The organism is Nitrospinota bacterium, assembly GCA_029881495.1.
Lineage (GTDB): Bacteria > Nitrospinota_A > UBA7883 > JACRGQ01 > JACRGQ01 > JAOUMJ01.
Genome location: JAOUMJ010000021.1, coordinates 21,164 through 47,519, shown reverse-complemented (window position 1 = coordinate 47,519; position 26,356 = coordinate 21,164). Strand labels below are relative to the sequence as shown.

Here is a 26,356-nt window from a genome sequence, read left to right as displayed (position 1 = left end):
GCGCACACGGAACCGGCGGGGGACGACCCGGAGGGGGATTACCGCTCGCCGTACCAGCACGACAGGGACAGGATAGTACACTCGGCGGCGTTCAGAAGGCTTGAGAGCAAAACGCAGGTCTACACAAGCCTCAATCAGGAGGGGGATTTTTTCAGGAAACGGCTTACGCATACGCTGGAGGTGGCCCAGATATCCCGCTCCATAGCGCGTGCGTTACAGCTCAACGAGGATTTGACCGAAGCGGCCGCCCTCGCCCACGATATAGGGCACGCCCCTTTCGGGCACAAGGGGCAGGATATACTGCATGGATTGATGCTGAACGATGGAGGGTTTGAGCACAATACCCAGACGCTCAGGATCATCTGCCACATCGAGCACCGTTACCCCGATTTCCCTGGACTGAACCTTTCATACGAGCTTCGGGAGGCAGTGGCCAAAAAGGGGCTTGAGAAAAACCCGGGGCAGGACGAACCGCTAAAAGATGAATTCGCGGGATATCCGAACCCTACCCTTGAGGCGCAGATAGTGGATCTTGCGGATCCGATAACATACTGCACGCACGACCTCGACGACGGTTTGCAGGCTACGACCATTACCGAAGAGATGTTAAAGGGGTGCGTGTTCTGGGTAGAGGGGGAAAAGGCGATATCGGGAAAATATACAAACCTTTCGTCAAAGATAAGGAAGTACCAGATCATCCGGTACATCATCGCGGAACTGGTAGCCGATCTGATAAAAACAACAGCCGGGAACCTGCAAAAGTTTTCGCCGAAAGGGATCGACGATATCCGCAATAACAGGGAGAAGATCGCCGATTTCAGCCCCGAAATAAAGGGGAAGCATCAGGATCTGAAAAATTTTCTCAGGAAAAACATGTATGACCAGTCAGGGGTGAAAAGGATGGAGCACAAGGCGCGGGTCGTGCTTGAGAGTCTTTTCAATGCTTTTCTGAAGGAGCCGACGCTCTTTCCCGAATCGGTGCAGCGGCATTTCAATGAGGCAAGGAAGATCGGCAAGGAGAAAAGGATAGTCTGCGACTACGTTGCGGGGATGACGGACGGGTTCGCGCTCAAGACCTATAACGACCTTTTCCCTACCTCGCTGTAGGTTCAGTCGGTTTCAGGTACGGAATCTTTACCGTTGGATTCAAAGTCGGAGACGACGCCGTTTTTGTCGAACTCAAGGTAGAGCGGTTTCAGATTGATATCCTTGTAGAACCAGCTCTCTTTGCCGTTTAAGGTCACTGTGTCAAAAGGCTCTCCAAAGATACCCCTGATCTCCTCTCTTGTGCTCCTCCCTTTTTGGATTTTCAGGATCTTCGAATCGGAGATCGCGGCTTTTTCATGGAGGGCTAGCCTATCGGTTGCGCATCCCATCAGCATTATGCTGAGCATGTAGGAGAAGGCGATGGCGGCGGCTACCAGAAGTATGTTCCTTATCATCAATGTTTCCCTTATTAAAAAAATGGCTGCCTAGCCGGTGAGTTTTCTGCTTTCCGACCGCTCGCCGTTGTATTTGAAAAGCGGAACACCCCATCCGCAGGATGTCATAACTTTGGTGATGTCGAAGATAAATACCTGCCTTATATTCTTGTCAGGCTTGCGATTCCAGAGGGATATCTTGTCGTCAAAGCCCGGTTCGCCGTTCTTTATCGTTTTCCCATTGCAGTAGAGCCTCAGGATCAACGGCTTCTCGTCGAAACTGCAGAACATGATCGTCACCGGGCTCCCTTCCATGAGATCTTCTGCCATCCTGTTTCCGCTGCCGATGAAATCAATATATGCGATGCTGTTCGGGCCAAGTATTTTCAGAGGTTCTATCCCTTTCGGCGAGATATTGACCCCTTTCGAACCGGAATTGGTGCCCGTGAAGAATAATTTCTGGGCGTTTATGAAATCTATATGTTCCTGTTCCAGTGAATCAAAAAGTTTTGCCATTTAAATATCCCGTTCAAATGTCCCAAAATTTAAAAAGTTCATTGTACCTTAAAACCGAAAATCGCACTTAAGTAAATTCCCTTGAAGATGAACGATATAGGCCATATCTGGTTGCAAAATCGGCTTTAAACATGGTATCTTTTCGCTTCTAATGGATTCCCATTGTTTGGAGGAGAAACTTTGAAGATACACGAATATCAGGCGAAAGAAGTGTTGAGAAAATACGGTATACCCGTGCCTGAGGGGTTCATGACCGAGGTAAACGATAATGCCGGAGAACTTGCTGGAAAACTTGGCGGTTTCCCGGTGGTAGTAAAGGCTCAGATACATGCCGGAGGACGAGGCAAAGGGGGTGGCGTAAAGCTGGCCCATTCAGCTGATGAAGCCGAGTCGCATGCGAAGAGCATTCTGGGGATGACTCTGGTTACCCACCAGACCGGACCCGAAGGTAAAAAAGTTAAAAAACTCCTTATAGAGGCCGGCTGCAAGATCGAGCGGGAACTCTACATAGGAATAGTACAGGACAGGGAATCCTCCCGGAACGTCATCATGGCGTCCACAGAGGGGGGGATGGAGATAGAGGAAGTAGCCGCCGCTACGCCGGAGAAAATCCTGAAAGTATATGTCGACCCGGCTATTGGGATAATGCCTTATCAGGCGAGACAGCTTGCTTTCGGCCTGAGTTTCCCGGCCGAGCTTATTGGCGAAGCCTCGAAATTCATAATGAAACTCTATAACGCTTTTGTGTCCGAGGATCTCGATATGGCAGAGATCAATCCGATGGTGCAGACAAAGGACGGAAAGATACTCGCTCTCGACGCCAAGCTGGGATATGAGGATAACGCCCTCTTCCGTCACAAGGACGCGCTTGGGTACCGGGATCTCAATGAGGAGGATCCTCTGGAAATTGAGGCCTCAAAATACAATCTCAACTACATAAAGCTGGACGGCAACATAGGGTGCATGGTGAATGGAGCCGGACTTGCCATGGGAACGATGGACATCATAAAGCACTCTGGCGGGGAGCCGGCGAACTTCCTTGATGTAGGCGGTGGCGCTTCCGAGGAGCAGATAGAGGAAGCCTTGAAGATAATCGTGTCGGACGATACGGTTAAGGCGATATTCATAAACATCTTCGGTGGAATCCTCCGTTGCGACAGGCTGGCAAACGGAGTGGTGAACGCCGCTAGAAAGATAAACATAAAGGTTCCTATCGTTATCCGTATGGAAGGGACCAACGTGGAAGAGGGGCGCGCGATACTTGCCAAAAGCGGTCTCAACTTTATAATTGGCAATGGGATGCGAGACGGCGCACAAAAGGCCGTAGCCGCTTTAAAAGGTAATTAACTGGTTCGGTTTCATAAATGACCGAATTGAAGTAGGGGAGCTTCTATGAGCGTTCTTGTAAGTAAAAAAACGAAACTTATTGTGCAGGGTATCACCGGCAAGGAAGGTATGTTTCACGCCCAGGGTTGCCGTGATTACGGTACAAATGTTGTTGGCGGAGTAACTCCAGGCAAGGGTGGGACGACTGTCGACGGTTTCAAGGTATGGAACACGGTTGCCGAGGCGAAACAGGCTTCGGGCGCTAACGCGACGATGATATTCGTTCCGCCACCGTTCGCGGCGGACGCGATCCTGGAGGCGGTAGATGCCGGTATTGAGCTTATTGTCTGCATAACGGAAGGGATCCCGGTGCAGGACATGGTAAAGGTGAAAAGATCGATAGAGGGGAGCAGTTCCCGCCTTATCGGCCCCAACTGTCCGGGTGTTATCACTCCGGGACAGGCAAAGATCGGTATCATGCCGGGGCATATTCATAAAAAGGGGCCAGTCGGCGTAGTATCAAGATCAGGCACGCTCACCTATGAAGCGGTCGGTCAGCTCACGGCTCTCGGCATCGGGCAGTCTACCTGTATCGGTATCGGGGGCGATCCGGTAAACGGCACCAATTTTATTGATGCCCTGAAACTGTTCAATGAAGATCCACAAACAGAGGCGATCGTGATGATAGGGGAGATCGGGGGGAATGCCGAGGAGGCCGCCGCGGACTTCATTAAAAAGAATGTCAAAAAACCGGTTGTAGGTTTCATTGCGGGGCAGACGGCTCCTCCAGGGCGAAGGATGGGGCACGCGGGTGCTATCATTTCCGGCGGACAGGGGACTGCCGCCGACAAAATGAGCGCTATGAAAAAGGCGGGAATCCATGTCTGTTTAAGCCCAGCCGATATCGGCGAAAACGTAAAGAAAGCTCTCGCAAAACTCTCTTCTGGAGTTGAAAAAAGGAAAAAAACGACGCGAAGAGAAACGGAAAGAAGATCGGCAGAAAGAAGGGCCTCCGCCAGGAAAAAGGTGGTGAAGAAAAAACCGGCAAAAAAGGCTCAGGCAAAGAAAAAGGTCAGGAAAAAAGCATAAGGAAGGTAGGCAAAGTAGATGGGCAATCTGCAGGCATAAAGTCTGCGTGTTGTTTTTTCTCTTTAATGACGAGTGAACAAACGAGGATGGAGAGTGCATAATGAGTGATTTGATAATAAGGATCGGTGGTGAAGGTGGCGAAGGGGTCATCAGTGCCGGAGATATGATAGCCCAGGCAGCCGCCAGGTCGGGGCTTGAGGTCTTGACATTCAAGACGTTCCCGGCGGAAATACGCGGCGGTTACGCCATGTATCAGACAAGGTTCTCATCAGAGCCGATAAAATCAGAGGGTTCCGGTTTCAGCGTATTTTGCGCGTTCAACCAGGAGGCCCTCGATAACAACAGGAAGTTCCTCGAACCCGGCACAGTGCTCGTTTACGACTACCCGGGCGGCGATATCAAGGAAGAAGTAAAGATAGACGGCGTCATAAGCTACAACGTCCCTATGTCCCAGATTGCGAAGAAGGATCTCGAGATGTACCGCGCCAAAAACATGGTTGCTCTGGGCGCTCTCTCTCAGCTGTTCGAAATGCCTTTTGAATCGGTAAGGGATACCATTCACAGCAAGTTCGGGAAGAAGGGTGAAAAAGTTGTAGGGATAAACCTTCAGGCGATCGAAGCAGGCGCAAACTACGTTAAGGAAAATCATAAAAAAACGGACGATTTCCGTATGGCAAAAACGAATAAATCGCCAGATGATGTCATCATCATTTCGGGTAACGAGGCCGCGGGTCTTGGAGCAGTTATCGCCGGATGCAACTTTCTAAGCTGTTACCCGATAACTCCCGCTACCGAGATTGCGATCTGGATGTCGCGTTATCTCCCGAAGCTCGATGGCACGCTAGTTCAGGCGGAAGATGAAATAGCATCGCTTGCCAACGTCCTTGGTGCCGCCTATGCGGGCGCAAAAGCAATGACAAACACATCCGGCCCAGGCCTTTCGCTAATGCAGGAACTTCTCGGATATGCCTCCATGGCTGAAATACCTTGCGTCATTGTTGACGTCCAAAGGGGTGGTCCGGCAACAGGCTTGCCTACGAAACATGAACAGTCCGACCTCTTCATGGCAGCCCACGGCGGTCACGGCGACGCGCCGAGGATAGTCCTTTCTCCGGAGAACGTCCAGGACATCGTCGATATCATGGTCCTCGCGTTCAACCTTTCTGAAAAGTACCAGATTCCAGTTTTGGTTCTTTCCGACGGTTCGCTTGGGTTCAGGACCGAGTCAATAAAGAGGCCTGATCCCAAGAGCTATAAGATAATTAACCGCGAAAGGTACAAGCCGAACGGAAAGGCTGACTTCAAGAGATATCAGTTGACCGATTCAGGCATTTCGCCGATGTCGCATCCTGGTGACGTGGGAGGAACCTATATCTCCACGGGACTTGAGCATTTCGAGACATCCGCCCCGAGTTTTGCACCGGAAGTTCACACCTCCATGAGCGATAAGCGGTTTAAAAAACTCGATAACATTGAAGCCGATATCCCGGCACCGGAAGTGCAAGGGAGCGGAAAGGCAGACGTCGGCCTGATTAGCTGGGGTTCGACCCTCGGAACGGTCCGCGAAGCTACCGATATGGCGATTGCTGAAGGGCTGAAAGTGAAAGCTCTCCATTCCAAGCTGGTATGGCCCGTGCCGGTGAAAGCAATTGCCGAATTTGCGAAAGACTGCAAGAAGATACTTATCCCTGAGATAAACAAGCAGGGTCAGCTTGCCGAAATAATACGCTCCAAGACGAACCTTGAACCTATTAAGTACAATGTTTACGGCGGCCTGCCTCTCACTCCGAAGCAGGTACTTGCAAAAATAAAGGAGGTAATCTGATGACTACCGCTACAGTTCCATTGAAGGCAAAAGATTATAAAAACGACATAAGGGTCGTATGGTGTCCCGGTTGCGGAGACTACGGCGTACTGAGCGCAGTGCAGAAAGCATATGCAGAACTGCAACTCTCTATAGAGAACACAGTTGCGGTTTCGGGCATCGGGTGTTCAAGTCGTCTTCCGTACTTCCTGAAGACCTACGGTTTTCATTCACTCCACGGAAGGGCATTGCCGGTCGCAACCGGCATCAAGCTCGGAAACCCGAACCTTGAAGTTATCGCGTTCGGCGGCGACGGCGACGGATTTTCCATCGGCGGCGGGCACGTTCCACACGTCGTGAGGAAAAATACTGACATAACCTACATACTGATGGATAACCACATTTACGGGCTTACCAAGGGACAGGTTTCCCCAACATCCGATTCAGGATTTGTATCGGTGACAACCCCTTATGGCTCGCCCGATACGAGCTCGGTCAACCCGCTTTCGTACGTTCTGACCTACGGCGCGACATTCGTGGGACAGGCGTTCTCCGGAAACCCGAAGCAGATGGCAGAACTTATAAAACAGGCCATCGAACACAAGGGTTTCTCCTTCGTGAATATCATCTCCCCCTGCCTGACGTTCAATAAGGTAGACACATTCGATTACTACAAGGAGAGGGTAATCGAGTTGCCGGCAGACCATAAGTCGGACGACCTGGTGCAGGCGCTTGACAAGGCGATCAATCCACCGTTAGGACAGTTCTATACAGGGCTCTTTTATAAGGCGAAAAAACCGACACTGGTCGAGAATCTTCAGGCACTTAACAAAAAGGTTGGAGGCAACAAGAACTACGACCTGAACATTATTATGGATGAGTACAAACCGTGAGTATTGAAAAGACTTTAGCACTGATAAAACCTGACGCCCTTGAACGGGGCAAGCAGGGGAAGATAATCGACCGAATAATTGAGAACGGTTTTCGCATCGTCGCAATGAAACAGCTGAACCTTTCGGTTGCAAAAGCGAAAGAATTCTACAAAGAGCACGATGGAAGGCCTTTCTACGACTCGCTCTGCGGATACATGTCCTCAGGCCCGATAATCGCCCTTGCCCTCGAAAAGGAGAACGCGATACTCGGTTGGCGCGACCTGATGGGGGCTACGAATCCGAAGGACGCAAAGGAAGGTACCATAAGAAAGGATTTCGCAGTCGATATCGAAAGGAATTCCGTGCATGGCTCCGACTCCGAAAAGTCGTCGCACAGGGAAGTTCCGTTCTTCTTCAGCGGACTCGAAAGATAATTAATTTTCTGGTTTGGGGCCGGGATTACCGGCCCCCGACTTCCGATCTCAGATTCAGGATCGGATATGTAATCGGCTCGCTGTTCTCGTAACCTATTCTAAGCCGTCTGCTTTCACGCAATAGGCCGTATCTCACGGTTGCCTCCACTACTGCCGGCTCAGGGGTGATATCGCTCTCAAACTTGAAACTGTATTTTGCCGTTTCGTTGAAAGGTATTCTCGTATCCCAGAGGTCGACCATGAAAGGTCTCCAGAGGATTACTCTTTGAAGAATATGTTTGATCTCCTTTAGCGGTTTTCCCGTTTTATCCAGAAGTCTGAATGTTATCTCAAGGTGGCGGTCCGGCGTACCTGTAGGGAGGCGGTGATGCGCGCCTGTATTGGTAAGGAAGAGAGTGTACTCCCTCTTTCCGTCTTTAATTGTCTCTTCCGTTGAGGTCTCTTCAATTTTTCCTGAAATTGCCTTGGCTACATTTGCCTGGTCGTGTCCTCCGAGCCAAAGGTGTTTTCCACCCAAACGAACAGGGCCGCCTGGGATGAGAGCTCTTTCTACTTTTTCCATATGGCACTGCTGGCAATCGACAGGTTTTCCGCTTGCCTCAACCTCAAAGAAGGTGCCGCATAACGGCATCTTCAGGAATGTGTCCCATCTATTCGTGAATACCTGGTGGCACTTGCGGCAGACACTGTTCCCATCGCTGAAAGCGGGATCGGCTTTAACCGGGTGAGCATCGTTTTCGATACCGTACCTCCCAAGGATAACGCCATCCTTGACGTGGCAGACGGCGCATGTAACACCCTCGTCCTTCAGCGCCTTATCGAAATTCGGGTTCGGTTCAAGTATAGGCTCGAACTTTGCCGCATCCTTGAATCCGGTTACGAGATTTTCCTGCTGGTCCACAAGCGGGGTATGGCAGTTAAGGCATATCTGCTGGGAGCCGTCGAATATGAAATCGACCTGAAAATAGGGGTCCGTCCACGCCTGGGAATGGATGGATTTTTTCCACTCTTCGTAAACTTCAGAATGGCACGTTCCGCAACTCCTGGCGCTTATCGAATCAAGGCCGTATGGTATCGTGACTTGCTGAGGAAGCTCAAATTCCGGCGTGACGTTGAAAAAGCGGAGTTCCATCGTCAGTCGATGGTAGAGGAAAGCTGTGATTGCAAATAAAAACAGATACAGCGCAATCTTCCTGAATTTCATAGTTTTATAAAACTACCACCGAATCACTGCTACGACCAATCAATTTATTGTTTTCTGGAATACCGTCGATTGCAAATGCAGACGACCGATTCCCGGAAAAAACGCTGTTTAAATTCAAAGTGCTGAAAAAAAATTTATCTATTCCATCTCACTTTGATAAAATAAATATACATATTTATTGAGAGGGGTAGTAAAGAAAATTCGCCAGCAGACAGTCGGGAATCCCAAGATACGGTTTCATTTCCAAATGCAATTCAATTGGATAGACCCCTTTGAAACCGGATTGTTCTGGGGCGCATCTGGAGGTATTATTTTTCCATGAACAACAAGCTTTATGTCGGAAACCTTCCTTTTACAACAAACGAAGAGGCGCTGAAAAACCTTTTCGCTGAATTTGGAGAGGTTCAATCCGTTAAAATAATAACTGACGCCTATAACGGGCGGTCAAAAGGCTTTGGTTTTGTAGAAATGGGGAATGAGGACCAGGCCGAAAAGGCCCTTGAAAGCCTCAATGGGAAAGATTTTTCTGGAAGACCTTTACGGATTGACAAGGCAAAGCCGAAGGAGAATACGCGCGGTGGTGGCAGAGGTCCCGGAGGCGGGAGAGGTCCCGGTGGAAACCGTCAGTAAATTTTAAGTGGAATAGGCCGCTTTTATAACCTGGGAAGAAATTCCCGCTTGGAGTGAAGGGAAATATTATGGGCAGGCAGGTAAAAGATGGCGACAAGGTGGAAATTCTTTACATCGGGAAGCTGGAGAATGGAGAAGTCTTCGATTCGACGGATGGAAGAGAACCTTTTGGATTTGTCGCTGGCAGCCATGAAGTGATCCCTGGCATGAGTAAAGCTGTTCTTGGCATGGGAGAAGGGGAAAAAAAGGAGATTCATATCTCACCAGAGGAAGGATACGGCGAATACAGGGAAGAGCTTTTGGGAAAAGTGCCGACAGACTACCTTCCTGAGAACGTGAAATTGGGTGATCCGCTCGCTGATGCCGACCATGAGAATCAGGTTTATTGGGTAAAAGAGCTGAATGACGACCATGCGATTCTGGACGGGAACCATCCGCTGGCGGGGAAAACGCTCGTTTTTGACATCGAGATAGTCTCGATTTCCTAGGCACACGCAGGTCATTTGAGGCCTCTTTTATATTTTTGTTATGATGTTATGGAGTGCTTGTTGAAACAACCCCGGTTTCCAGGTGAAAAACGGTATGCTGTTAACCGGCAATAGGGGTTGCTTTTTTGATAGCCCTCTTTTTTTTCTTGTAGTTTGGCTGGTTTGCGTGTTAAGAATATAGGTAATATCCCGACGGTATAAATATGGAAGAAGAAAATAGTCCACAAAGCATAATCCTCGCGAAGGATATAGCAGAGTTGATAATCAAGCGTTATCCGATGCTTACCCTTTACGATGTAAAAACGGCAATGATGAGCGCTGAGCAGTTTTTGCTGGACAGCAAGTACCATACGCGAAAGGGCGATACCGAGGATCCATTTCAAAAATAATAGTTAATTTTTGGCCCCTCGTCTAATGGTAGGACAGCAGATTCTGGATCTGTGAATCGAGGTTCGATCCCTTGGGGGCCAGCCATTTTACTTCAGATAAGCGTTTCTCTTTAATACTCCATTTCTTTCCTTGGATAGCCGATTGTCAAGGGATCGAAAGCGAGCAAGCGGCGCGACCGGAGAGGGAGCGCAAACGGACAGGACGTCCGTTTAGTTTGCGAGTCGGGGTCGATGGAGCGTTGCAGGAGCAACGCGAGAGTGACCGATCCCTTGGGGGCCAGCCATTTTACTTCAGATAAGCGTCGCGCTACTTCGTTGCGTTTCATCCTCAGCTTCGGTCACGTACGGTAGTACGCTCCCTCGCCTCGGATTCACGCGTCTTGTATCACTCGCTTCTCTTCGTAAAATCCAGAATCCTGATTCTGAGCCATTTTACCTCAGATAAGCGTTTCTCTTTAATACTCCATTTCTTTCCTTGGATAGCCGATTGTCAAGGGATCGAAAGCGAGCAAACGGCGCGACCGGAGAGGGAGCGCAAACGGACAGGACGTCCGTTTAGTTTGCGAGTCGGGGTCGATGGAGCGCGGATAGAATGATTTTTCGAGCGTTTCTATTTATTCTGCAGATATATGTAGTAAAGGCCCCAAAGCGTAAGGTCGGGAGAAACATCATCGACAGTTTCGCATAACCCCTGTATCCATACGCAGTGGCCTCCTGTGGCGATAGTCTTGGGGTTGCCGCCTATCTCGCTTTTCATCCTGTTTACTATCGCGTCCACAAGTCCGGCAAAACCGTATGCAGAGCCGGACTGCATGCTCTCGATGGTGTTCTTGCCGATAACCTTGTCGGGCCGGAATAGGGAGACCTCCGTTAGCTGCGCCGCTTTTTTTACGAGCGAGGACATGGACGTTTCTATACCGGGCGCGATCGCCCCCCCCATGTAATCCCCTTTTGCCGATACTGCGTCGAATGTTATCGCCGTTCCGAGATCGACCACGATCAGCGGTCCGCCAAAAAGCTTGAAGCCCCCAACGGCGTTTGCCACGCGATCGGCCCCAACTTCACGGGGATTATCGTAGAGGATCGATATTCCTGTTTTAATGCCGGGGCCGACTATCAACGGGGTCAATTTAAAGCCGGACCTGGAAAGCTCGATGTAATGTCCGGTGAGATGCGGTACCACGGAACAGATGATGATCGATGAGAGCTTGTTGGCAGGGACATTCTTCTGCTCGAGCAATCCCGATAGTTTGAACGATATTTCATCGGAAGTGTCGAAGTGGTTTGTGCTTAGCCGGAATTTGTATTTCAGGTTTTCGCCGTCGAATACGCCGATAACGGTGTTGGTGTTTCCAATGTCGATAGCAAGGAGCATCTTCAGTTTTCCATTACTGTAAAATCGCCTGCATTCAGTTTAACGACCCCCCCGGCGGTTTCAAGCACCAGGTTGCCGTCATCATCAAGGTTGATGGCCTTTCCGACGATATCTCCGGCAGGGTTAGAAACTGTAATATTCTTTCCGAGAGTATAGTTATGTTCGATCCAGTGCGGCCTTACATATTTGAACCCCTTATGGAAGAGGTCGAGCATCTCTTCTAGTTTGTTTATTATGGCCGCGGCGGTTTCTTCTAAGGTTACGTCGGCACCTGCTTGCCTGAGGCTCACGGCGATCCCTGCTATTTCGCCAGGGAAAGAGTCCTGCTTCACGTTTATCCCTATGCCGATAAGGACGAATTGCCTTTCGTCGATCTTGAGCTCTGAAAGTATCCCACCCGCTTTACGGCCGTCGAACATGATGTCGTTCGGATATTTTATCTGAAACCTTTTTCCCGTCAGTTCGGAGAGCGCCATTACCGCCGCGACCCCCGCCGTGAGGGTAATGCCGCCGAGCTTGTGCGTTGGCATATCCATTTCAAGAACAAGGGTCATCGCCAGGCCCCCTTCCGAATACCATTCCCTCTCAAGTCTCCCTCGACCCGCAGTCTGTTTATCGGTTACTATCGCCATGCCGCCGGAAAGTTTACCTTCCTTGAACAGCCTGGAAGCATATTTGTTTGTGGAATCGACCTCGAAGAGCACGGTAAGTTTTCTTCCAAGCGACCTGGTGGTTAAACCATTTTCGATCACACCTGCCTTCATTTTTTCTCCATAAAAAACATATCCGCCAATGCGCCTAGCGCCAAAAGTTCCCCCGCCGCAAAAGCAAACCATCTGAATGGCGGCGGCATTTTTCCGGATTCAAGAATATACGCGTCCGCCATGAAAGTATAGAGGATAACCGATGCGGCAAACAGTACCATGATCAGATGCCGTGTTTTGATTTTCGGTGCGCTCCCGGTTTCAAGTTTGTTAAGGAAAAGAAGGGAGGCAACGGAGATCGTGGCAGCTACTATCACCGGGGCGAGGACAGGCCCCCACCAGATCACAGGGATGAGGAAAAGGATATCGGGCGCAAGGAGGGTGGCGGGCCAGTCGAGAAATATCTTCAGCCAGACGTAGTAAAAGATATCCCATAATCCGAATGAGAAGATGAAGTAGCAGACCCTCCTCCCCCTGTCGCCAGCCGAGAGGAACGAGACTGAAGCGAGCACTGCAAGCGTGGCCCCCTCACGAATAATTTCAACGTACACTTTTTCGCCGGGGAGGGGAGCAAGGGGAAATCCGAATCCGTGCGGGTAGTAGAGCTCGCGAAGGTAGACGACAACTGCCGCCTCAATAAGCGCGAAAGCCATGGAGAATATGGCAAGAGGGATCAGCTTTCTCATGCAGATATTTTATCAGCTAAGATTTCTCTTGACATTGGGCGGGATATATCGATATATATAGATATGTCGAAGTATCGAAGCATTTCAACGGAAGAATTGGCTTACGTTTTCAAAGCGTTATCCAACGAGCATAGGATATCCATTGTTCAAAAACTGATGGAGTGTTGTCCACCCAAGGGGGAGAGCGATAAAAACGACTGCTGTTCCACACAAGAGAAGGTGGTGGCATTTGTCGGCGACCTTGGTAAAGATCTCGGCATTGCTCAATCAACCCTCTCCCATCACTTGAAGGAGCTGAATCAATCGGGATTGGTAAAAATGGAGAGAAACGGCAAATTCATAAGCTGCACGCTCAATAGTGAGACGATAGAGCTTCTTAACAATTTTTTTAATATGCAAAATAAAACAGAGGAGGAAAATAAATGAATGCCAGTCAGATGGATGAGATAAGGAAAGCGGTAAGGGAGAATTACGCAAAGGTCGCCCAGAGTGGACGAATGGAGGGGTGTGGTTGCGGTTCCGAGGCTCCGGTGGCCGTTGTAGTTTCAAAATCGTGCTGTGGAAGCGATACGGAGACGAAAACCGAGGTTCCCGTAGAGGATATTTCGAGAAAGATCGGTTATTCGGAGGAAGACCTCGCCGGAATGCCGGAAGGGGCCAACATGGGGCTTGGATGCGGTAATCCGCAACAGATAGCCTCTCTGAAGGAAGGGGAGACGGTTCTGGACCTCGGGGCAGGGGGAGGCTTTGACGCCTTTCTGGCGGCTCGCCAGGTCGGAGAAAAGGGGAAGGTAATAGGGGTCGATATGACCCCCGATATGCTTTCCAAGGCGAGAATGAACGCCGAGAAGCTAGGCCTTAAAAATGTCGATTTTCGCCTGGGGGAGATAGAACACCTCCCGATAGCCGACAACAGCATTGACGCTATCATCTCCAACTGCGTAATAAACCTCTCTCCAGATAAAAACTCTGTATTTCGCGAGGCTTTCAGGGTGTTGAAGCCCGGCGGACGGCTTGCCGTCTCGGATGTAGTCGCGCTCAAGGAGCTTCCGGAAGAGATCAAGAACGACCTAGCTCTCCTTTCTGGATGTGTATCTGGTGCGGCGGGTGTAAAGGAGCTGGAGAAAATGCTGACCGATGCCGGTTTCAAGGATGTGTCGGTAACACCGAAAGGTATAAGCAAGATACTGGTGGCGGACTGGGCCCCGGGGACAGGCCTCGATTCGTATGTCGATTCGGCAGATATAAAAGGGGTGAAACCGTAAGCCTCAATTTCTGAGTCCAGAAAGCGATAACATTTACCGGTTCTTGAGGTCCCCGGATACAGGCTTTTAATGGTAGCCGTATCCGGGGGTAAAGCTCCTTATAGCCGGTAGATGAGTTCATGCTTTTAACAGCTTCAATGTGCAATTTTAATATCCATGGTAGGCGGCGGGTCATCGACCGTGCGATATTCCTTATTGCCATTTGTAGGAAGGGGGGTATCACCTTATAATGTCGCTCTTTAAACTTATGGAAAGAGCATGAAAGAAAAAGTAAGAACCGCCGTAAAGGAAGCTCTCGTTAATGTGTTCGGGGAGATGGCAGATTTCGAAACGCTCGCGATAGCTATCGAGGTTCCCCCTGAGGAGAAATTCGGAGATTTTTCCACCAACGCGGCGATGGTCTGCGCGAAGCCTTTGAAAAGCGCGCCGCAAAAAATTGCCGCCAAACTTCTGGAAGAGCTAGGGAAGAACGAAATCTTTTCATCCGTTACCTCGGCAGGGCCGGGTTTCATAAATATGTTCATAAAACCGTCGGTGTGGCACGAAGAGTTCAAGTCGATTCCCGACAATCCTTCCGAGTACGGGAACGGCGAGCCGAAGAGCGGCGGCAGGATAATGATAGAGTTCGTAAGCGCGAATCCGACAGGGCCTCTGCATATCGGGCATGGGCGTGGAGCCGCCGTTGGAGATGTCCTTGCGCGTCTCCTCAAAAAGGCCGGGCATGATGTCACCACGGAGTATTACGTCAACGACGCGGGCCTGCAGATGGAAAACCTCGGGAAGTCGACATACGTTCGCTACAGGGAATCGTTTGGCGAGAGCATGGAGTTTCCGGAAAACGGCTACAAGGGTGATTACATCAAGGATATCGCCGGAGAGGTTGTCGAAAAGCATGGGAGGGAGTTTCTGGACAAGCCGGAAGCCGAGGCGCTTTCCTTCTTTACGAAATACACCGCCGACCATATTCTCTCCGACATAAAAAAGGATCTAGATAACTTTCGCGTCTCCTTTGACAACTGGACAAGCGAAAAAACCTTCCATGAAGGGGAAAAAGTGGAGGGGGTTATTAAGGACCTCGTGGCAAAGGGTGAGATATACGAAAGCGACGGGGCGCTCTGGCTGAAAACGACATCCGCCGGGGATGAGAAGGACCGCGTTGTTAAAAGGGGAAACGGAGCCACGACATACCTTGCGGCTGATATCGCCTACCATGCAGACAAATACAGGAGGGGTTTCTCGGAGCTGATAGACATATGGGGAGCCGACCACCATGGATATGTGGCGCGGATGAAAGCGGCCGTGAAGGCGCTGGGGCACGATCCGGAAAGCCTGAAGACGCTTCTTATCCAGCTCGTGAACCTGAAAAAGGGGGGGGAGGTTGTTGCGATGTCCACAAGGAGCGGGGAGTTCACCAGCCTGAAGGATGTAGTGGATGAGGTCGGTGTTGATTCCGCCCGTTTTTTCTTCCTGCTCAGGAGTTATGACAGCCATCTTGATTTTGACATAGATTTGGCAAAAGAACAGTCAAGCGAGAACCCGGTTTATTATGTGCAGTACGCCCATGCGAGGATATGCAATATCTTGATAACAGCCCGCGAGAATGGGTACGCGGAAATTCCGCCTCTCAACGCCGATCTGGGAGCGCTGGAGAGCGAGGAGGAGTTCCGGATGATCAAGAAGGCTCTGGCGTTCCCCGATCTTGTTGCCGATTGTGCCGCGAACCTGTCGCCTCACCCGATTACGCATTATCTTGGGGAGCTGGCAGGGTTGTTTCATAAATTTTACAATCTTCACCGGGTAGTGACCGATGATAAACGATTGACGAACGCCCGCCTCGCGATGATATCAAGGGTGAGAGTGGTTCTTGCCAACGGATTGTCGATCCTTGGGGTGAACGCACCGGAAAAGATGTGACAAAGCTCCGGATTTCATCATCCATTTTCGATGCCGGGTGGCACTTACACACGAATAAAAAGTAAGTTAGAATAGCTGGGATGAAAAAAGGTGGCCTCCTGCCGGAAGAGAGTATGACTTTTACCAAAGTGCAGGTATATCTGATACTCGGCTGTATTGTGGCCATCTCCGTTCTCTCGTTTTCCCTTGGGCACCTCATCAGCAGGAAATCGTCCTCACAGGAGATCCAGGAGGCCGAAGTTTACAGAAGTGACGCGGCTGTTGTTACCAATGAGGCAATGGAGGAGCTTTCGAAGCTGGAAGAGAGGCTGGATGCCGTTTCGGGGGAAGAAAACGCTGATATACCCCCTACGGAGCCTGTAGAGAGCAGAATGGAGGCACCGGAGCCGTCTGTCGAGGAGGCGAAAAAGGGGGATGAAAATCTGGTCGAGATATCCATGGATGCCGAACTCCCCGTGCAGAGAAGTGTGCCGTCGGAAAAAAGCGGTGATATTCGTATGAAAACCATCGCTGAAAATTCCAAAACTGTTTTTTCTCCCATCTTCAAAAGCACGAATCTTCAAAAACGAATAATTTCTTCAAATACCGCGAAAAAGAGCACGGTTTCCGGTGGTAATGGCAAGCAGATTGAAGCAAAGGTTGTAAAACCGGTGCTCCCACCATTCTCACCATCCGGGCCGGAGGCTGGCAGGATTATAAAACCGCTCCCTTCCGCACCGAGAACCGAGGTCGCTGTGGACCGCTCCGGTATTCTTGAAGATTCTCTCTATACGATACAGGTAGCTACATTTCCGAGCAGGGATGAGGCGGAGGAACTGGAAAAACTTCTGAAAAAGAAAGGGCATAAGGCGTATATTCATAAGCTCACCAGATCCCGTTCGGTTTGGTATCGCGTAAGGATTGGCGGTTTTAGGACGCGTGACGACGCTCTTCGAGAGGTTTTGCATATTCGCAAGAAGGAGGGGCTGCAGGTAAGGGTTGACAGGTATCAGAAACCCGAGTGAAGTTGATTAATTAATCAGTGTAATGTTAAGATACTCTTGCGTAATTAGACGGGCATAAACTGCCCGATGATTTAAATTATTTTTTGTGGGAGGATTTGTATGGATTTCAGGAAAATAGGTTTCCTGCTAGTTGTTTCGGTTGTTGCTGGGACTTTGGCTTGTGCTACACCGCCGCCGCCTGCGCCGGCTCAGGAGGCTCCTTCATCGGTTGAAGAGGGTCCAAAGGCGTGCGATATGACCTTTACCAGCAATCCGCCTGCAAGAGGGAGAACTATCGAGGTTGCGGCTGGCAACTCTGTCTCGGCTGAGATTTCCTGTGCTAACGGAAAATCCATTACTGCAACAGGATTGCCTGAAGGCGCCAAGTTTGAAGATAAAGGGAGCACCGCTTCATTCAACTGGAAGACAAGGAACAAGGATGCGAGAAGCCCGTCCCACAGGGTAACCTTCAATTCCGATAACGGCGGACAGCTGGTTCTGACCTTTGTCGTATTGATGAGCAAGTAAGAAAGTTCTGTTTTTTATTAGGGCCATCGGCGCAAGCCGATGGCCTTTTTTTTTATCTTGACCGAGCAATAAAGGAACTCATCCGGCCTGGAGGCGCAATAAACCGCCAGCAGATTTTCTCAGGGCTTCAAAATTCTGCAGGTATTAAGGTTTAATGACCCTTTCTACCCTTTTGCCTATATTGCAGAAAATTTCATATGAAATAGTGGAAGCCATTTCCGCCCACTTCTGGGCAGAGATGTTTTCATGCTGGGGGCCAAGTAGGATAACCTCGTCCCCACGTTTGGCCGATGGAGCCTTGCTAAGGTCTATCATGAAGTTATCCATGCAGATATTGCCGATGATCGGCAGCGCTTTAGATTTCCAGAGCACCGTTCCCCGGTTGGAAAGATGCCTGTTGATGCCGTCGGCATATCCCCCCATCACAACACCGATCCGTTTCGGCCTCGGCGTTATGTATGTCGCGTTGTAGCCCACCCCCTCGCCGGAAGGGACCGTTTTTACGGAAACTATCCTGCTCGATAGGGTCATCACAGGCTTGAATTCATGTTTTATCCCTTTAACATTTGAAGGTGGAATTCCGTACAGGATAATTCCGGGGCGCACCATGTTGTAATGGGAGTTTTTAAAATAGACAATTCCGCCGCTGTTCGCCGCGTGTATCCATTTCGGCGTGATGCCCTTCAATCTGCAGCGCTCCAGAATCTTCTCAAAACGTGATAGCTGGAATTCGGTCTGAGGCGAGGAAGGATCTGCCGACGATGCAAGATGTGTCATCACCCCTTCAATATTCAAATTGCCAAGACGCTTCACCTTGGTAATTGTGTCATCCGATTCATGGAATGGTATGCCGAAGCGGGACATTCCGGTATCGAATTTAAGATGAACAGACACCGTCTTGCCTGCAGTTTTTGCGGCCCGGTTCAGCTCCTGGGCCATTTCGATGGAAAAAACCACAGGCGTCAATTTGTTATGGATGATGCTATCTATCTCTTCCTTGAAGAAACCGTCCAGAACCACAATGGGGGAGCCGATCTTAGCCCTGCGGAGCTCCACTCCTTCATCGACCGTTCCAATCCCAAGGAGTTTAACGCCGTTTTTCAAAGCTTCTCTTGCAAGGGGGAGAAGGCCGTGACCGTAACCGTTCGATTTGATCACGGGGAGGATATGGCAGTTCTTTCCGATTATTTTGGAGACTGTCTTGAGGTTATGACGAAAAGCGGAAATGTCTATCGTCGCTTTCAGGGAGGACATGCCGCGCCCTCCATCATGGCTTGTTTGGAAAATTCGCCAAATTTCTTCATATAGGAATAATGATAGTTCTCCAAATGTATTATTTCACCTGTTCGCGCGTGTCTCGGCTCTGTCGGCGACCAAAGCTGTCTATCCTTCAATAAAATTGCTTTCGTCCGGTGTTTCGTATGAGAGGTTGTCGAATCGCGTGCATTCGCCATTCCACGCAAGTTCGATCTCTCCGGTAGGGCCGTTTCGCTGTTTGCCGATAATGAAACTTGCCTTCCCCTGAATGTCGAAGTTATCCCTGTCGTAATAACTTTCCCTGTAAACAAATCCGACGATATCCGCGTCCTGTTCGATCGCGCCAGATTCGCGGAGGTCGGCGAGCTGGGGTTTCTTATTCGGACGATCCTCCACCTTTCGTGAAAGCTGTGAAATGAGGATTATCGGAACTTCTAACTCGCGCGCAAGGCCTTTCAGGGATCGCGTCATTTCACCTATCTCAAGCACGCGGTTCTCGCTTCTTGTGTTGGAGTGGAGCAGCTGGAGGTAGTCGATAACTATAAGGTCGAGCCCCTTTTCCGCCTTCAGTCTTCTTGCTTTGGCGCGAATGTCGAGAACGCTCTGCATCGGAGTATCGTCGATGTGGATATTTGAATCAAAGAGCTGACCGCATGCTTTATGCAAATTCGCCCAATCGTTCTTTGCCGCAAACCCTGTTCTTATCTTGTGGAGAGGAACATGGCTTAGAGAAGATATCATCCTTAGCGCCAGTTGCATCGAGGACATTTCAAGCGAGAAAAAAGCGACTGCTTGCTGATTGAATACCCCGACATTCTCGGCGATATTGATGCATAGCGCTGTTTTTCCCATCGAAGGGCGTCCCGCGACAATGATAAGGTCCCCCTTTTGGAAGCCGGCGGTTTTTTCATCTATTCTCTTGAATCCGGTCGAAAGCCCCGTAATAAGCTCTTTGTTCCTGTCGAGCGCTTCGATATGTTCGCTGGCGGTAGAAACCAGCTGTTTCATATCAATAAAGCCCCGCTGGATCCTCTCTTCCGCAAGCTTGAAGATCATCTGTTCGGCTCTGTCGATAATGTTGTCTACATCGTCAGTGTCTTCAAAACCAAGGTTTACAAGATCCCCCGCGGTTGATATCAATTGCCTTAGCAAGGCTTTTTCCTTGACTATCCTGGAGTGTATGCCGACGTTTGCCGCCGTCTGTATCATCTCCAGCAGTTCAGCGAGATAATCAAGTCCGCCGGACTCGTCGATCTGTTTTTTCTTCCGTAGAGCTTCTGAGACCGTCATCAGGTCGATTGGTTCGCTTTTCTCGAAAAGCTCTATGAACGCGGCGTATATCAGTTTGTGGGCAGGAAAGTAGAACTCCTCGCCGGTTTTAAGTGATTCCAATGCTTTCGGCAGGGAGGAGTTGTCAAAAAGGATTCCGCCGAGCACCGACTGTTCGGCTCCGAGGTTTTGAGGGGGAACTCTCCCCGGCAGGGTGTTTACGCGGGCATTAAGTTCCCTAACCATAGAATCTCCAATTAATTTCAGATGTTCCCCATTTCATCCTTCAAGTTATCCCTGGGTATTTTGAAGCATGAAACATCGCCACCTTTACGTTTAGCAATAACAGGAAACGTAAAAATGGAAAGCCAGTAGAGAAGATAATCAAAAATGGAAAGAGAATCAATTAATTTTATCAGTGAACGCGATTCAGGGCGGAAAATTAACTAACCGCCGGCTCCATTTATGAAAAAAGAACCGGCGGTTAATGTTTATTCTTCTCTGTTTTCTTCCATTTCCTGACGTTCTTTTTTCTCGGCAAGCTCCGCTTCTTCCATCAGCCTTGCTCTTTCGGCGATCTCTGCCTGATCTACCTCTTCTGCATTGACGATAACGGTAACTACTGCCCTGACTTCAGGATGAAGTTTAATTGAAACCTTGTGTTCGCCCACCTTTTTGATAGGCAGGTCCATGACCACTTTCCTTTTATCGATGGCAAATCCCTTTTCGATGATGGCGTTGCCGATTTCGGAAGGGGTTACTGAGCCGTACAGGCGCCCCTCGTCGGCGGTGCGTCTGACGAATACAAGAGTGATCTTGCCCATTTCAGCGGCCATTTTTTCAGCGTCGGTTTTCTGTTCAGCAAGCCGTTTTGCCCTTGCCTTCATATGTTCCTTGATTATCTCAATCGCCGAGGCGGTGGCTTTTACGGCGAGCCCCTGCGGCAGAAGATAGTTGCGCGCATAACCATCCGCGACTTTTACATTCTGGCCCGCGTCACCAAGTTTTTCCACGTCTTCTTTTAAAATTACTTCCATTTTATTCCTCCTCTGGTGTGACTAAACACCATGATTTTCAACATTGTTTCGTATTTTCCTGAAATCAAACCAGAGGTCGAAAAGGCCAAGCCCCGCAACCATGCTCAGGAAAAACGGCTGTACTATTATTATCGAATATGCCAGAAGTCGCAAGAACAATACGACATTGTATTTTTCAAGGAAAAATTGAACTACCGCCATGCCGGCAAGGGAGTACAGGCTTATCAGTATAAGCACCACATTTACCCCGATCGATCCAAGGATTCCGTTGAAGAAAAAGACCGCCAGCGCGCCAGCGATAAAAACGTATACGGTTTTGTCAGGAGGGTACCATTTGCTTAAGGTTGACCTCACGGTTGAAGGGAGAAAGGGAAACCTTTTCTGAATCCTCTTGTATCCATAGTAATTCAACATCGCAAGCAACAGGTAGCCTATTACGCTGGTCGTCGGTATCAGTTTTACTATCCACATCGACGTTTCCTCGATATTCTGGCTCAGCATCTGGGTCTGTTCAGGCGGAATCCCGGCGTTTTGATACGCTACTACGGTTTCTCCAAGCATCAATCTTGTCTTTTCAAGGAGTGAAACGTAGAGTTCGCCGAGTGAAACCGGTGATATGGCGATGAATACCAATCCTGTGACAATCATCGGGATGAACGTGGCGGTAAAGACGGTTTTCTCCATGTCATCGCGCCTCAAGATCATTTCCGAGATCAGAACGGCAACCAATCCGTGCGAGAGAAGATAAAAGAGCCCCATGCGTAGGCCGAACCCAGAATCTTCCATCAAAGTGCCAAGGACAATTGCCGAGGCCAATGCGGAGAGGATCAATGCAAAATACATAGGCTGTCTGCCGTGAGTGAAGAAGTAATAGATCATCGGAAGCGGCGCAAGCATGTTTATCGCAAATCCCAGCACAGGGATTAAAAAGACGGCAATGTACATCGCAAAGCTCAGCAACGGCGCGACAAGCAGGCCGAACACGGGATTCGGATTTCCGATGACCCTATCCGGCTCGGCGCCGCCGGTGTTATGTTCCGGCTGATTCATAGTATCTCCACCGTTTCCATCAGGTACTTCCCTAGCAGGGGGAAGCGCCCTATAACTCTATGGTAAAGGGTAAAAGGGCTATGTTTCGGGCGATCTTGATAGCTCTTGTAACCGCCCTCTGGTGTTTTGCGCAGTTCCCCGATACGCGTCCCGGAATGACCTTTCCGCGTTCGGTTGTCAGCGTGCGCAATGTTTTTACATCCTTGTAGTCGATATAGGTTATTTTATCCGCACAGAAGCGGCATGTTTTTTTCTGCAGGAATACTTTTTTTCTCTTTTTCTTCATTACCGGTCTTGCCATTTTATTTCTCCAAAATCATCCCTGGTTAAAAGGGAACATCATCATCGTCTACCGGGGGTGCGTCATCATACCCCTCGGCGTTGTTTGTTTTGCCACTGCCACCCTGTTTGCCACCCTGTGGCAGAAACTGTACCGAAGTGGCGGTTACGTCTATCTTTGACCTCTTCTGCCCGTCCTGTTCCCATGTTCTGAATTTCAGCCGCCCCTCGATAAATACAGGGCTACCCTTGCTAAGGTACTCCGCGCAGTTTTCGGCGGATTTGGCCCAAACGGTAACATCGATGAACAGAACGTCGTCCTTCTGATCCTCACCCTTGCCGTATCTGTTGTTTACGGCCAATCCAAGCGTGGCTACGGCCTGTCCCGAAGGGATATACCGCAGTTCCGGATCGCGCGTCAGGTTGCCTATCAGAAAAACCTTGTTGAGGCTCGCCATAATTGATTCCTATCTATCGTTATCGTAATACGATTGTGAAACCGTTTCGCCTACAGGCGGTTTCGTTACCGACTGAGGGTGGCGGTTGAGCATGATCCATTTGAGGATGGATTCATTATGTTTCAGTGAAAGCTCAAGCTCTGCGATGGTATTCGCCTCGGCTGTGAAGTGAAACAGTGTGTAGTAGCCATACCGCTGTTTTTTAACGGTATACGCGAGCCTTTTTTTACCCCATTGCTCAACGGTTTCGACGTTGCCGCCGGCATTTGTGATGTGGTTCTTGATAGATTCCGTTATCTCTTTTTGCTGATCTTCCGATTTTTCGGGGTCTGTGATAAAGACCATCTCGTACTGTTTATTGGGCAATTTCCACTCCTTTTTGGTTATAGCCCCGCCGACAGGCGACGGAGCAAAGTTATGTTAAAGAACGAACTTTTACCATAATAGGGTCGCAAATACAACATATTCGGGAGCAAGCGGGGGATTGGATAGGTAGGCGCACCTTAACTTGCCTCATTTTCGATAGCTAACCGGCGGCATAAAGGCAAATATATCAATTAGATATACTAGCCATGCGTACATGCCGATGGTTTTGCACCTGCATGGTAAGAGGAATTTTTATATTGAGTATTTGGTTAATAAGGCGTAGTTTTATACATAGGAATATTGACTGGACAGATTTTCTTCAAATTAATTGTCGTTTTCAGTCAAGGAGGGCATTTTATGATTCATTCCAAATCCAAAACGCAATTGAGATGGTTTCTTCCTGGCTCGCTGGCCATTTCATTTGCACTCTTCGCTTCTCTTCTGCTTGGCGGTTGCGCGAGTTCCGGTCCGGCCGCGGAGAACAGCGTATATTCGGGCACCATCTATATAGCGGGCACAAACGGCGGGCATATTGCCAAGGCTTCTGTGGTCATAGACCCATCCAATACGATGAATCCCATCACGGTGACCAAACTGAAAAGGATACTGGTTTCAGACGCGTCAATTCAGCAAAAGAAGGGAGAGGCGCTCGCACCGAATAAGACACATGTTTTGCACGATGTGCGTTTGAGCCCCGACAACACCAAGCTCTTTTACTCCACAATTGTTGCTGATGGCACCGAGGGGAAGAATAACGGCAAGGCGCACGCAGGGTACATCAATCTTGCCGACAACTCCAGAGTGGATGTTACCGTAGACGTGAACAAGGAGGATCCCGAAGCGAAAATAGGGATCATCTACTGCGGTTCGGGGCAGACCGCGGAATATCACGTTCCTCTTACCATGAGTCATCCGGCCTACATCGACGCCATCCCGAAAACCAAAATGGTTAACGGCATGGATCTGATGTCCGGGAAGGATTTCAAGAGGACGATGATCAAGGATTTTCGCGGTAGCGACGATAACTACATCTTTTCGCATGGCAGCAGCAGTCCTGACGGGAAAACCCTCTATGTAGCCGTTTGCAGAACCGAAGGTGGCGGCGGGAAAAAGGGGGATCAGATTGGCGCGTGGGATACCTATTTGCTGAAAATGGATGATGTTGTTTCCGGCAATGTAAACAGCGGAAGCATAATTTCATCCGGTTCGCTTTCGGGAGTAACCCCATCCGGTGGCTCGATGGCATTCAGGTCGGACTGGACGCCCGACGGCAAGATGATCTTCCAAGCTGGCGTAGATCGCTTTGTCGCCTTCAACGCGAAGGATCTTAAGGCAGAACCGATAGTCAACACCGAGGAGATAGGCGGCTCCAAGGTTGCCGTTGAAAACCACGGAGTTATGTCAACGCCCGACGGCAAATACGCCATTCTTTCGCTCAGGTATCGCGACAGCGACGGGGCGGTTGAGGATGGTGGTCTGCAGCTCCTCAGCATAGCTTCCGGCAAGACAATTGGCGAGCCGACAAGCGTATGCAACTCCTGCCACGACGAACCTGTAAAAGGTGACAGGAAGCTCTGTGGTATAGACGGCGCTTTAATGGTATCGAACAAGTAGGGGGAGCTTTATCAGGCCAGGGACGGCATCTGCCGCCCTTGGCCGCGCTTTATTTTGCTTTCCCGGTGCTCCTTATCTTTGCCGATTTAGCATGCCCCTCCAGCCCTTCGGATTCCGCAAAGAGGGCCACCTCATCGGCTATCTTCAGGAAATCTTCCTTTGAATATTCGATGATTGACGACTTCTTAACGAAATCGTACGCGCCCAGCGGGGAGAAGAACCTTGCCGACCCCGCGGTAGGGAGGATATGGTTAGGTCCCGCCATGTAATCCCCCAGCACCTCAGGGGAGTAACCGCCGATGAAAATCGCCCCGGCATGTTTTATCTGTTTGGCAAGTTTCGACGCCCCTTTGCAGTAAAGCTCAAGGTGTTCAGAGGCGAATCTGTTGGCGATGTCGACAGCTTCAGTCAAAGATTTCACCTTTACGGCGTACGATCTCCCGGCAAGCGATTTCCTTGCGATATCCTTTCGTTTCAGCCCCTCAACCTGTTTTTCCACTTCGGCGGAGACTTTGGCGATGAGCGCGTCTGAGGTTGAGACGAGGATCGTCCATGAAAGGGGGTCGTGTTCCGCCTGGGAGAGGAGGTCCGCCGCCACCCACGCCGGATTTGCCGAATCATCGGCTATGACGCATATCTCGCTCGGCCCGGCGACCATATCGATATCGACCTGTCCAAATACCTGTCTTTTCGCTTCGGCAACCCAGGCGTTTCCGGGGCCGGTTATCTTGTCTACCTTCTTGATGCTCTTTGTGCCGTAAGCCAAGGCGGCGACAGCCTGGGCGCCTCCGATGGTGTAGAACTCCTTTATTCCGCAGAGAGAGGCGGAGAAGAGCACCGCGGGGTTTATTTTTCCTTCCGGCGAAGGGGGGGAGGAGACGACAATCTCCTTTACCCCGGCTACGAGTGCGGGTACAGCGTTCATGATCACCGACGATGGGTAGGCAGCCGTCCCTCCCGGAACGTATAGCCCGACACGATCCATCGGGCGGATAGCCTGGCCGATTTTCGATGAGCGCCCCGTTTTCACCATCCAGCTTTTTTCGACCTGCCGTTTGTGGAATTTTTTCACGTTATCGAAAGCGGTTTTTATCGCGCTTTTAAGTTTCGGCGGGAGGGAATCGCCCGCTTTCTTCATGGTTCCAGCGGGAACTTTTACCGATTCAGCCGTGAGGCGTACGCCGTCGAATTTTTGAGTGTATTCAAAAAGGGCTTCGTCGCCGCGGTTGCGGATATCGGCGATTATCCTTTCAACGGTGGCGGTAATTTCCTTCCCCGCGCTCCCGCCATCGAAACGGTTCTCCAGCGGGGCGAACTGTTTGTTGAAATCCGCCGAACCTGTATCAAGTATTTTCACAATGGGTGTATTTTAATAGGAATTTCCCAGCACGTCACTGA

Annotated in this window: 30 protein-coding genes and 1 tRNA gene; 16 read left to right on the top strand and 15 right to left on the bottom strand. The window is 49.9% G+C overall.

Translation table 11 applies throughout. The annotated features are described in order from the left end of the window. Positions 1–1,107 (top strand): deoxyguanosinetriphosphate triphosphohydrolase (locus OEY64_09750; protein ID MDH5543234.1); only part of this gene is annotated, 1,107 nt, incomplete at its 5' end. A gap of 2 nt (positions 1,108–1,109) precedes the next feature. On the opposite strand, the gene OEY64_09745 is transcribed toward OEY64_09750, so the two are convergent. After that, a complete protein-coding gene (locus tag OEY64_09745; GenBank protein ID MDH5543233.1) occupies positions 1,110–1,442 on the bottom strand; it encodes an outer membrane protein assembly factor BamE in 333 nt (110 codons plus the stop codon). Positions 1,443–1,472: 30 nt separating this feature from the next. Beyond that, on the bottom strand, positions 1,473–1,937 hold the full coding sequence (locus tag OEY64_09740; GenBank protein ID MDH5543232.1) for a pyridoxamine 5'-phosphate oxidase family protein: 465 nt from the start codon (positions 1,935–1,937) through the stop codon (positions 1,473–1,475). 180 nt (positions 1,938–2,117) lie between these two features. On the opposite strand from OEY64_09740, the gene sucC reads away from it, so the two are divergent. The 5 genes from sucC (at position 2,118) to ndk (ending at position 7,462) form a co-directional block, all read left to right on the top strand. Further along, a complete protein-coding gene (sucC, locus tag OEY64_09735) occupies positions 2,118–3,284 on the top strand; it encodes an ADP-forming succinate--CoA ligase subunit beta (GenBank protein MDH5543231.1) in 1,167 nt (388 codons plus the stop codon). Positions 3,285–3,329: 45 nt separating this feature from the next. After that, positions 3,330–4,352, top strand: a complete 1,023-nt coding sequence (gene sucD, locus OEY64_09730) for a succinate--CoA ligase subunit alpha (GenBank protein ID MDH5543230.1) — start codon at positions 3,330–3,332, stop codon at positions 4,350–4,352. A gap of 100 nt (positions 4,353–4,452) precedes the next feature. Next, positions 4,453–6,177: a 2-oxoacid:acceptor oxidoreductase subunit alpha gene (locus OEY64_09725; protein MDH5543229.1), complete on the top strand. Its 1,725-nt coding sequence runs from the start codon at positions 4,453–4,455 to the stop codon at positions 6,175–6,177. After that, complete coding sequence (locus tag OEY64_09720; protein ID MDH5543228.1) at positions 6,177–7,049, top strand: 2-oxoacid:ferredoxin oxidoreductase subunit beta; 873 nt, start codon at positions 6,177–6,179, stop codon at positions 7,047–7,049. Before OEY64_09725 ends, OEY64_09720 begins: the two co-directional genes overlap by 1 nt. 2 nt (positions 7,050–7,051) lie before the next feature. Continuing rightward, entirely contained in the window at positions 7,052–7,462 is a 411-nt protein-coding gene (ndk, locus tag OEY64_09715) for a nucleoside-diphosphate kinase (GenBank protein ID MDH5543227.1), read from the top strand. A 25-nt stretch (positions 7,463–7,487) separates the two neighbouring features. Here ndk and OEY64_09710 read toward each other — a convergent pair whose 3' ends face one another. Further along, a complete protein-coding gene (locus tag OEY64_09710) occupies positions 7,488–8,666 on the bottom strand; it encodes a cytochrome c family protein (GenBank protein ID MDH5543226.1) in 1,179 nt (392 codons plus the stop codon). A gap of 318 nt (positions 8,667–8,984) precedes the next feature. Here OEY64_09710 and OEY64_09705 point away from each other — a divergent pair, with 318 nt between their 5' ends. The 4 genes from OEY64_09705 to OEY64_09690 all read left to right on the top strand — a co-directional run bounded on the left by OEY64_09705 (position 8,985) and on the right by OEY64_09690 (position 10,258). Further along, entirely contained in the window at positions 8,985–9,296 is a 312-nt protein-coding gene (locus OEY64_09705) for an RNA-binding protein (GenBank protein ID MDH5543225.1), read from the top strand. Between the two features lie 68 nt (positions 9,297–9,364). Further along, entirely contained in the window at positions 9,365–9,784 is a 420-nt protein-coding gene (locus OEY64_09700; GenBank protein MDH5543224.1) for an FKBP-type peptidyl-prolyl cis-trans isomerase, read from the top strand. Positions 9,785–9,987: 203 nt separating this feature from the next. Further along, complete coding sequence (locus OEY64_09695; protein MDH5543223.1) at positions 9,988–10,173, top strand: hypothetical protein; 186 nt, start codon at positions 9,988–9,990, stop codon at positions 10,171–10,173. Positions 10,174–10,184: 11 nt separating this feature from the next. Beyond that, positions 10,185–10,258 (top strand) — tRNA-Gln (locus tag OEY64_09690). Positions 10,259–10,283: 25 nt separating this feature from the next. On the opposite strand, the gene OEY64_09685 is transcribed toward OEY64_09690, so the two are convergent. The 4 genes from OEY64_09685 to OEY64_09670 form a co-directional block, all read right to left on the bottom strand. Then, complete coding sequence (locus OEY64_09685; GenBank protein MDH5543222.1) at positions 10,284–10,499, bottom strand: hypothetical protein; 216 nt, start codon at positions 10,497–10,499, stop codon at positions 10,284–10,286. A gap of 284 nt (positions 10,500–10,783) precedes the next feature. Beyond that, positions 10,784–11,548: a type III pantothenate kinase gene (locus OEY64_09680; protein ID MDH5543221.1), complete on the bottom strand. Its 765-nt coding sequence runs from the start codon at positions 11,546–11,548 to the stop codon at positions 10,784–10,786. A gap of 2 nt (positions 11,549–11,550) precedes the next feature. Beyond that, positions 11,551–12,312: a biotin--[acetyl-CoA-carboxylase] ligase gene (locus tag OEY64_09675; protein ID MDH5543220.1), complete on the bottom strand. Its 762-nt coding sequence runs from the start codon at positions 12,310–12,312 to the stop codon at positions 11,551–11,553. Then, entirely contained in the window at positions 12,309–12,938 is a 630-nt protein-coding gene (locus tag OEY64_09670; protein MDH5543219.1) for a hypothetical protein, read from the bottom strand. Before OEY64_09670 ends, OEY64_09675 begins: the two co-directional genes overlap by 4 nt. Before the next feature lie 96 nt (positions 12,939–13,034). Here OEY64_09670 and OEY64_09665 point away from each other — a divergent pair, with 96 nt between their 5' ends. The 5 genes from OEY64_09665 to OEY64_09645 all read left to right on the top strand — a co-directional run bounded on the left by OEY64_09665 (position 13,035) and on the right by OEY64_09645 (position 17,628). Then, positions 13,035–13,364 (top strand): helix-turn-helix domain-containing protein, encoded by a 330-nt coding sequence (locus OEY64_09665; GenBank protein MDH5543218.1) that lies wholly within the window; start codon positions 13,035–13,037, stop codon positions 13,362–13,364. Next, positions 13,361–14,203 (top strand): arsenite methyltransferase, encoded by an 843-nt coding sequence (locus OEY64_09660; GenBank protein MDH5543217.1) that lies wholly within the window; start codon positions 13,361–13,363, stop codon positions 14,201–14,203. The genes OEY64_09665 and OEY64_09660 overlap by 4 nt, the downstream gene beginning before the upstream one ends. Positions 14,204–14,461: 258 nt before the next feature. Continuing rightward, the gene (gene argS, locus OEY64_09655) at positions 14,462–16,117 is read left to right on the top strand and encodes an arginine--tRNA ligase (protein ID MDH5543216.1); all 1,656 of its coding nucleotides are present in this window, start codon (positions 14,462–14,464) and stop codon (positions 16,115–16,117) included. An 80-nt stretch (positions 16,118–16,197) separates the two neighbouring features. Further along, positions 16,198–17,121 (top strand): SPOR domain-containing protein, encoded by a 924-nt coding sequence (locus tag OEY64_09650; GenBank protein MDH5543215.1) that lies wholly within the window; start codon positions 16,198–16,200, stop codon positions 17,119–17,121. 99 nt (positions 17,122–17,220) lie between these two features. After that, complete coding sequence (locus OEY64_09645) at positions 17,221–17,628, top strand: hypothetical protein (GenBank protein MDH5543214.1); 408 nt, start codon at positions 17,221–17,223, stop codon at positions 17,626–17,628. Between the two features lie 144 nt (positions 17,629–17,772). On the opposite strand, the gene alr is transcribed toward OEY64_09645, so the two are convergent. The 7 genes from alr to rpsF all read right to left on the bottom strand — a co-directional run bounded on the left by alr (position 17,773) and on the right by rpsF (position 23,344). Beyond that, complete coding sequence (gene alr, locus OEY64_09640; GenBank protein MDH5543213.1) at positions 17,773–18,882, bottom strand: alanine racemase; 1,110 nt, start codon at positions 18,880–18,882, stop codon at positions 17,773–17,775. A 129-nt stretch (positions 18,883–19,011) separates the two neighbouring features. Then, positions 19,012–20,400, bottom strand: a complete 1,389-nt coding sequence (dnaB, locus tag OEY64_09635; GenBank protein MDH5543212.1) for a replicative DNA helicase — start codon at positions 20,398–20,400, stop codon at positions 19,012–19,014. A 245-nt stretch (positions 20,401–20,645) separates the two neighbouring features. Next, complete coding sequence (gene rplI / locus OEY64_09630; protein MDH5543211.1) at positions 20,646–21,191, bottom strand: 50S ribosomal protein L9; 546 nt, start codon at positions 21,189–21,191, stop codon at positions 20,646–20,648. Positions 21,192–21,212: 21 nt separating this feature from the next. Next, the gene (locus tag OEY64_09625) at positions 21,213–22,241 is read right to left on the bottom strand and encodes a YybS family protein (protein ID MDH5543210.1); all 1,029 of its coding nucleotides are present in this window, start codon (positions 22,239–22,241) and stop codon (positions 21,213–21,215) included. A 49-nt stretch (positions 22,242–22,290) separates the two neighbouring features. Then, positions 22,291–22,542: a 30S ribosomal protein S18 gene (gene rpsR, locus OEY64_09620; GenBank protein MDH5543209.1), complete on the bottom strand. Its 252-nt coding sequence runs from the start codon at positions 22,540–22,542 to the stop codon at positions 22,291–22,293. Positions 22,543–22,567: 25 nt separating this feature from the next. Next, positions 22,568–22,978 (bottom strand): single-stranded DNA-binding protein, encoded by a 411-nt coding sequence (gene ssb / locus OEY64_09615; protein ID MDH5543208.1) that lies wholly within the window; start codon positions 22,976–22,978, stop codon positions 22,568–22,570. 9 nt (positions 22,979–22,987) lie between these two features. Continuing rightward, positions 22,988–23,344: a 30S ribosomal protein S6 gene (rpsF, locus tag OEY64_09610; protein MDH5543207.1), complete on the bottom strand. Its 357-nt coding sequence runs from the start codon at positions 23,342–23,344 to the stop codon at positions 22,988–22,990. Between the two features lie 357 nt (positions 23,345–23,701). On the opposite strand from rpsF, the gene OEY64_09605 reads away from it, so the two are divergent. Then, on the top strand, positions 23,702–24,958 hold the full coding sequence (locus tag OEY64_09605) for a hypothetical protein (protein ID MDH5543206.1): 1,257 nt from the start codon (positions 23,702–23,704) through the stop codon (positions 24,956–24,958). A 49-nt stretch (positions 24,959–25,007) separates the two neighbouring features. On the opposite strand, the gene hisD is transcribed toward OEY64_09605, so the two are convergent. Then, entirely contained in the window at positions 25,008–26,315 is a 1,308-nt protein-coding gene (gene hisD, locus OEY64_09600; GenBank protein ID MDH5543205.1) for a histidinol dehydrogenase, read from the bottom strand. Positions 26,316–26,356: the final 41 nt, after the last annotated feature.

Coding starts and splice junctions, on each gene's coding strand:
- OEY64_09745 (MDH5543233.1), bottom strand. CDS start 1,442: ATGATAAGGAACATACTTCTGGTAGCCGCCGCCATCGCCTTCTCCTAC.
- OEY64_09740 (MDH5543232.1), bottom strand. CDS start 1,937: ATGGCAAAACTTTTTGATTCACTGGAACAGGAACATATAGATTTCATA.
- sucD (MDH5543230.1), top strand. CDS start 3,330: ATGAGCGTTCTTGTAAGTAAAAAAACGAAACTTATTGTGCAGGGTATC.
- OEY64_09725 (MDH5543229.1), top strand. CDS start 4,453: ATGAGTGATTTGATAATAAGGATCGGTGGTGAAGGTGGCGAAGGGGTC.
- OEY64_09720 (MDH5543228.1), top strand. CDS start 6,177: ATGACTACCGCTACAGTTCCATTGAAGGCAAAAGATTATAAAAACGAC.
- OEY64_09710 (MDH5543226.1), bottom strand. CDS start 8,666: ATGAAATTCAGGAAGATTGCGCTGTATCTGTTTTTATTTGCAATCACA.
- OEY64_09705 (MDH5543225.1), top strand. CDS start 8,985: ATGAACAACAAGCTTTATGTCGGAAACCTTCCTTTTACAACAAACGAA.
- OEY64_09700 (MDH5543224.1), top strand. CDS start 9,365: ATGGGCAGGCAGGTAAAAGATGGCGACAAGGTGGAAATTCTTTACATC.
- OEY64_09695 (MDH5543223.1), top strand. CDS start 9,988: ATGGAAGAAGAAAATAGTCCACAAAGCATAATCCTCGCGAAGGATATA.
- OEY64_09685 (MDH5543222.1), bottom strand. CDS start 10,499: ATGAAACGCAACGAAGTAGCGCGACGCTTATCTGAAGTAAAATGGCTG.
- OEY64_09680 (MDH5543221.1), bottom strand. CDS start 11,548: ATGCTCCTTGCTATCGACATTGGAAACACCAACACCGTTATCGGCGTA.
- OEY64_09675 (MDH5543220.1), bottom strand. CDS start 12,312: ATGAAGGCAGGTGTGATCGAAAATGGTTTAACCACCAGGTCGCTTGGA.
- OEY64_09670 (MDH5543219.1), bottom strand. CDS start 12,938: ATGAGAAAGCTGATCCCTCTTGCCATATTCTCCATGGCTTTCGCGCTT.
- OEY64_09660 (MDH5543217.1), top strand. CDS start 13,361: ATGAATGCCAGTCAGATGGATGAGATAAGGAAAGCGGTAAGGGAGAAT.
- argS (MDH5543216.1), top strand. CDS start 14,462: ATGAAAGAAAAAGTAAGAACCGCCGTAAAGGAAGCTCTCGTTAATGTG.
- OEY64_09650 (MDH5543215.1), top strand. CDS start 16,198: ATGAAAAAAGGTGGCCTCCTGCCGGAAGAGAGTATGACTTTTACCAAA.
- OEY64_09645 (MDH5543214.1), top strand. CDS start 17,221: ATGGATTTCAGGAAAATAGGTTTCCTGCTAGTTGTTTCGGTTGTTGCT.
- alr (MDH5543213.1), bottom strand. CDS start 18,882: ATGTCCTCCCTGAAAGCGACGATAGACATTTCCGCTTTTCGTCATAAC.
- dnaB (MDH5543212.1), bottom strand. CDS start 20,400: ATGGTTAGGGAACTTAATGCCCGCGTAAACACCCTGCCGGGGAGAGTT.
- rplI (MDH5543211.1), bottom strand. CDS start 21,191: ATGGAAGTAATTTTAAAAGAAGACGTGGAAAAACTTGGTGACGCGGGC.
- OEY64_09625 (MDH5543210.1), bottom strand. CDS start 22,241: ATGAATCAGCCGGAACATAACACCGGCGGCGCCGAGCCGGATAGGGTC.
- rpsR (MDH5543209.1), bottom strand. CDS start 22,542: ATGGCAAGACCGGTAATGAAGAAAAAGAGAAAAAAAGTATTCCTGCAG.
- ssb (MDH5543208.1), bottom strand. CDS start 22,978: ATGGCGAGCCTCAACAAGGTTTTTCTGATAGGCAACCTGACGCGCGAT.
- OEY64_09605 (MDH5543206.1), top strand. CDS start 23,702: ATGATTCATTCCAAATCCAAAACGCAATTGAGATGGTTTCTTCCTGGC.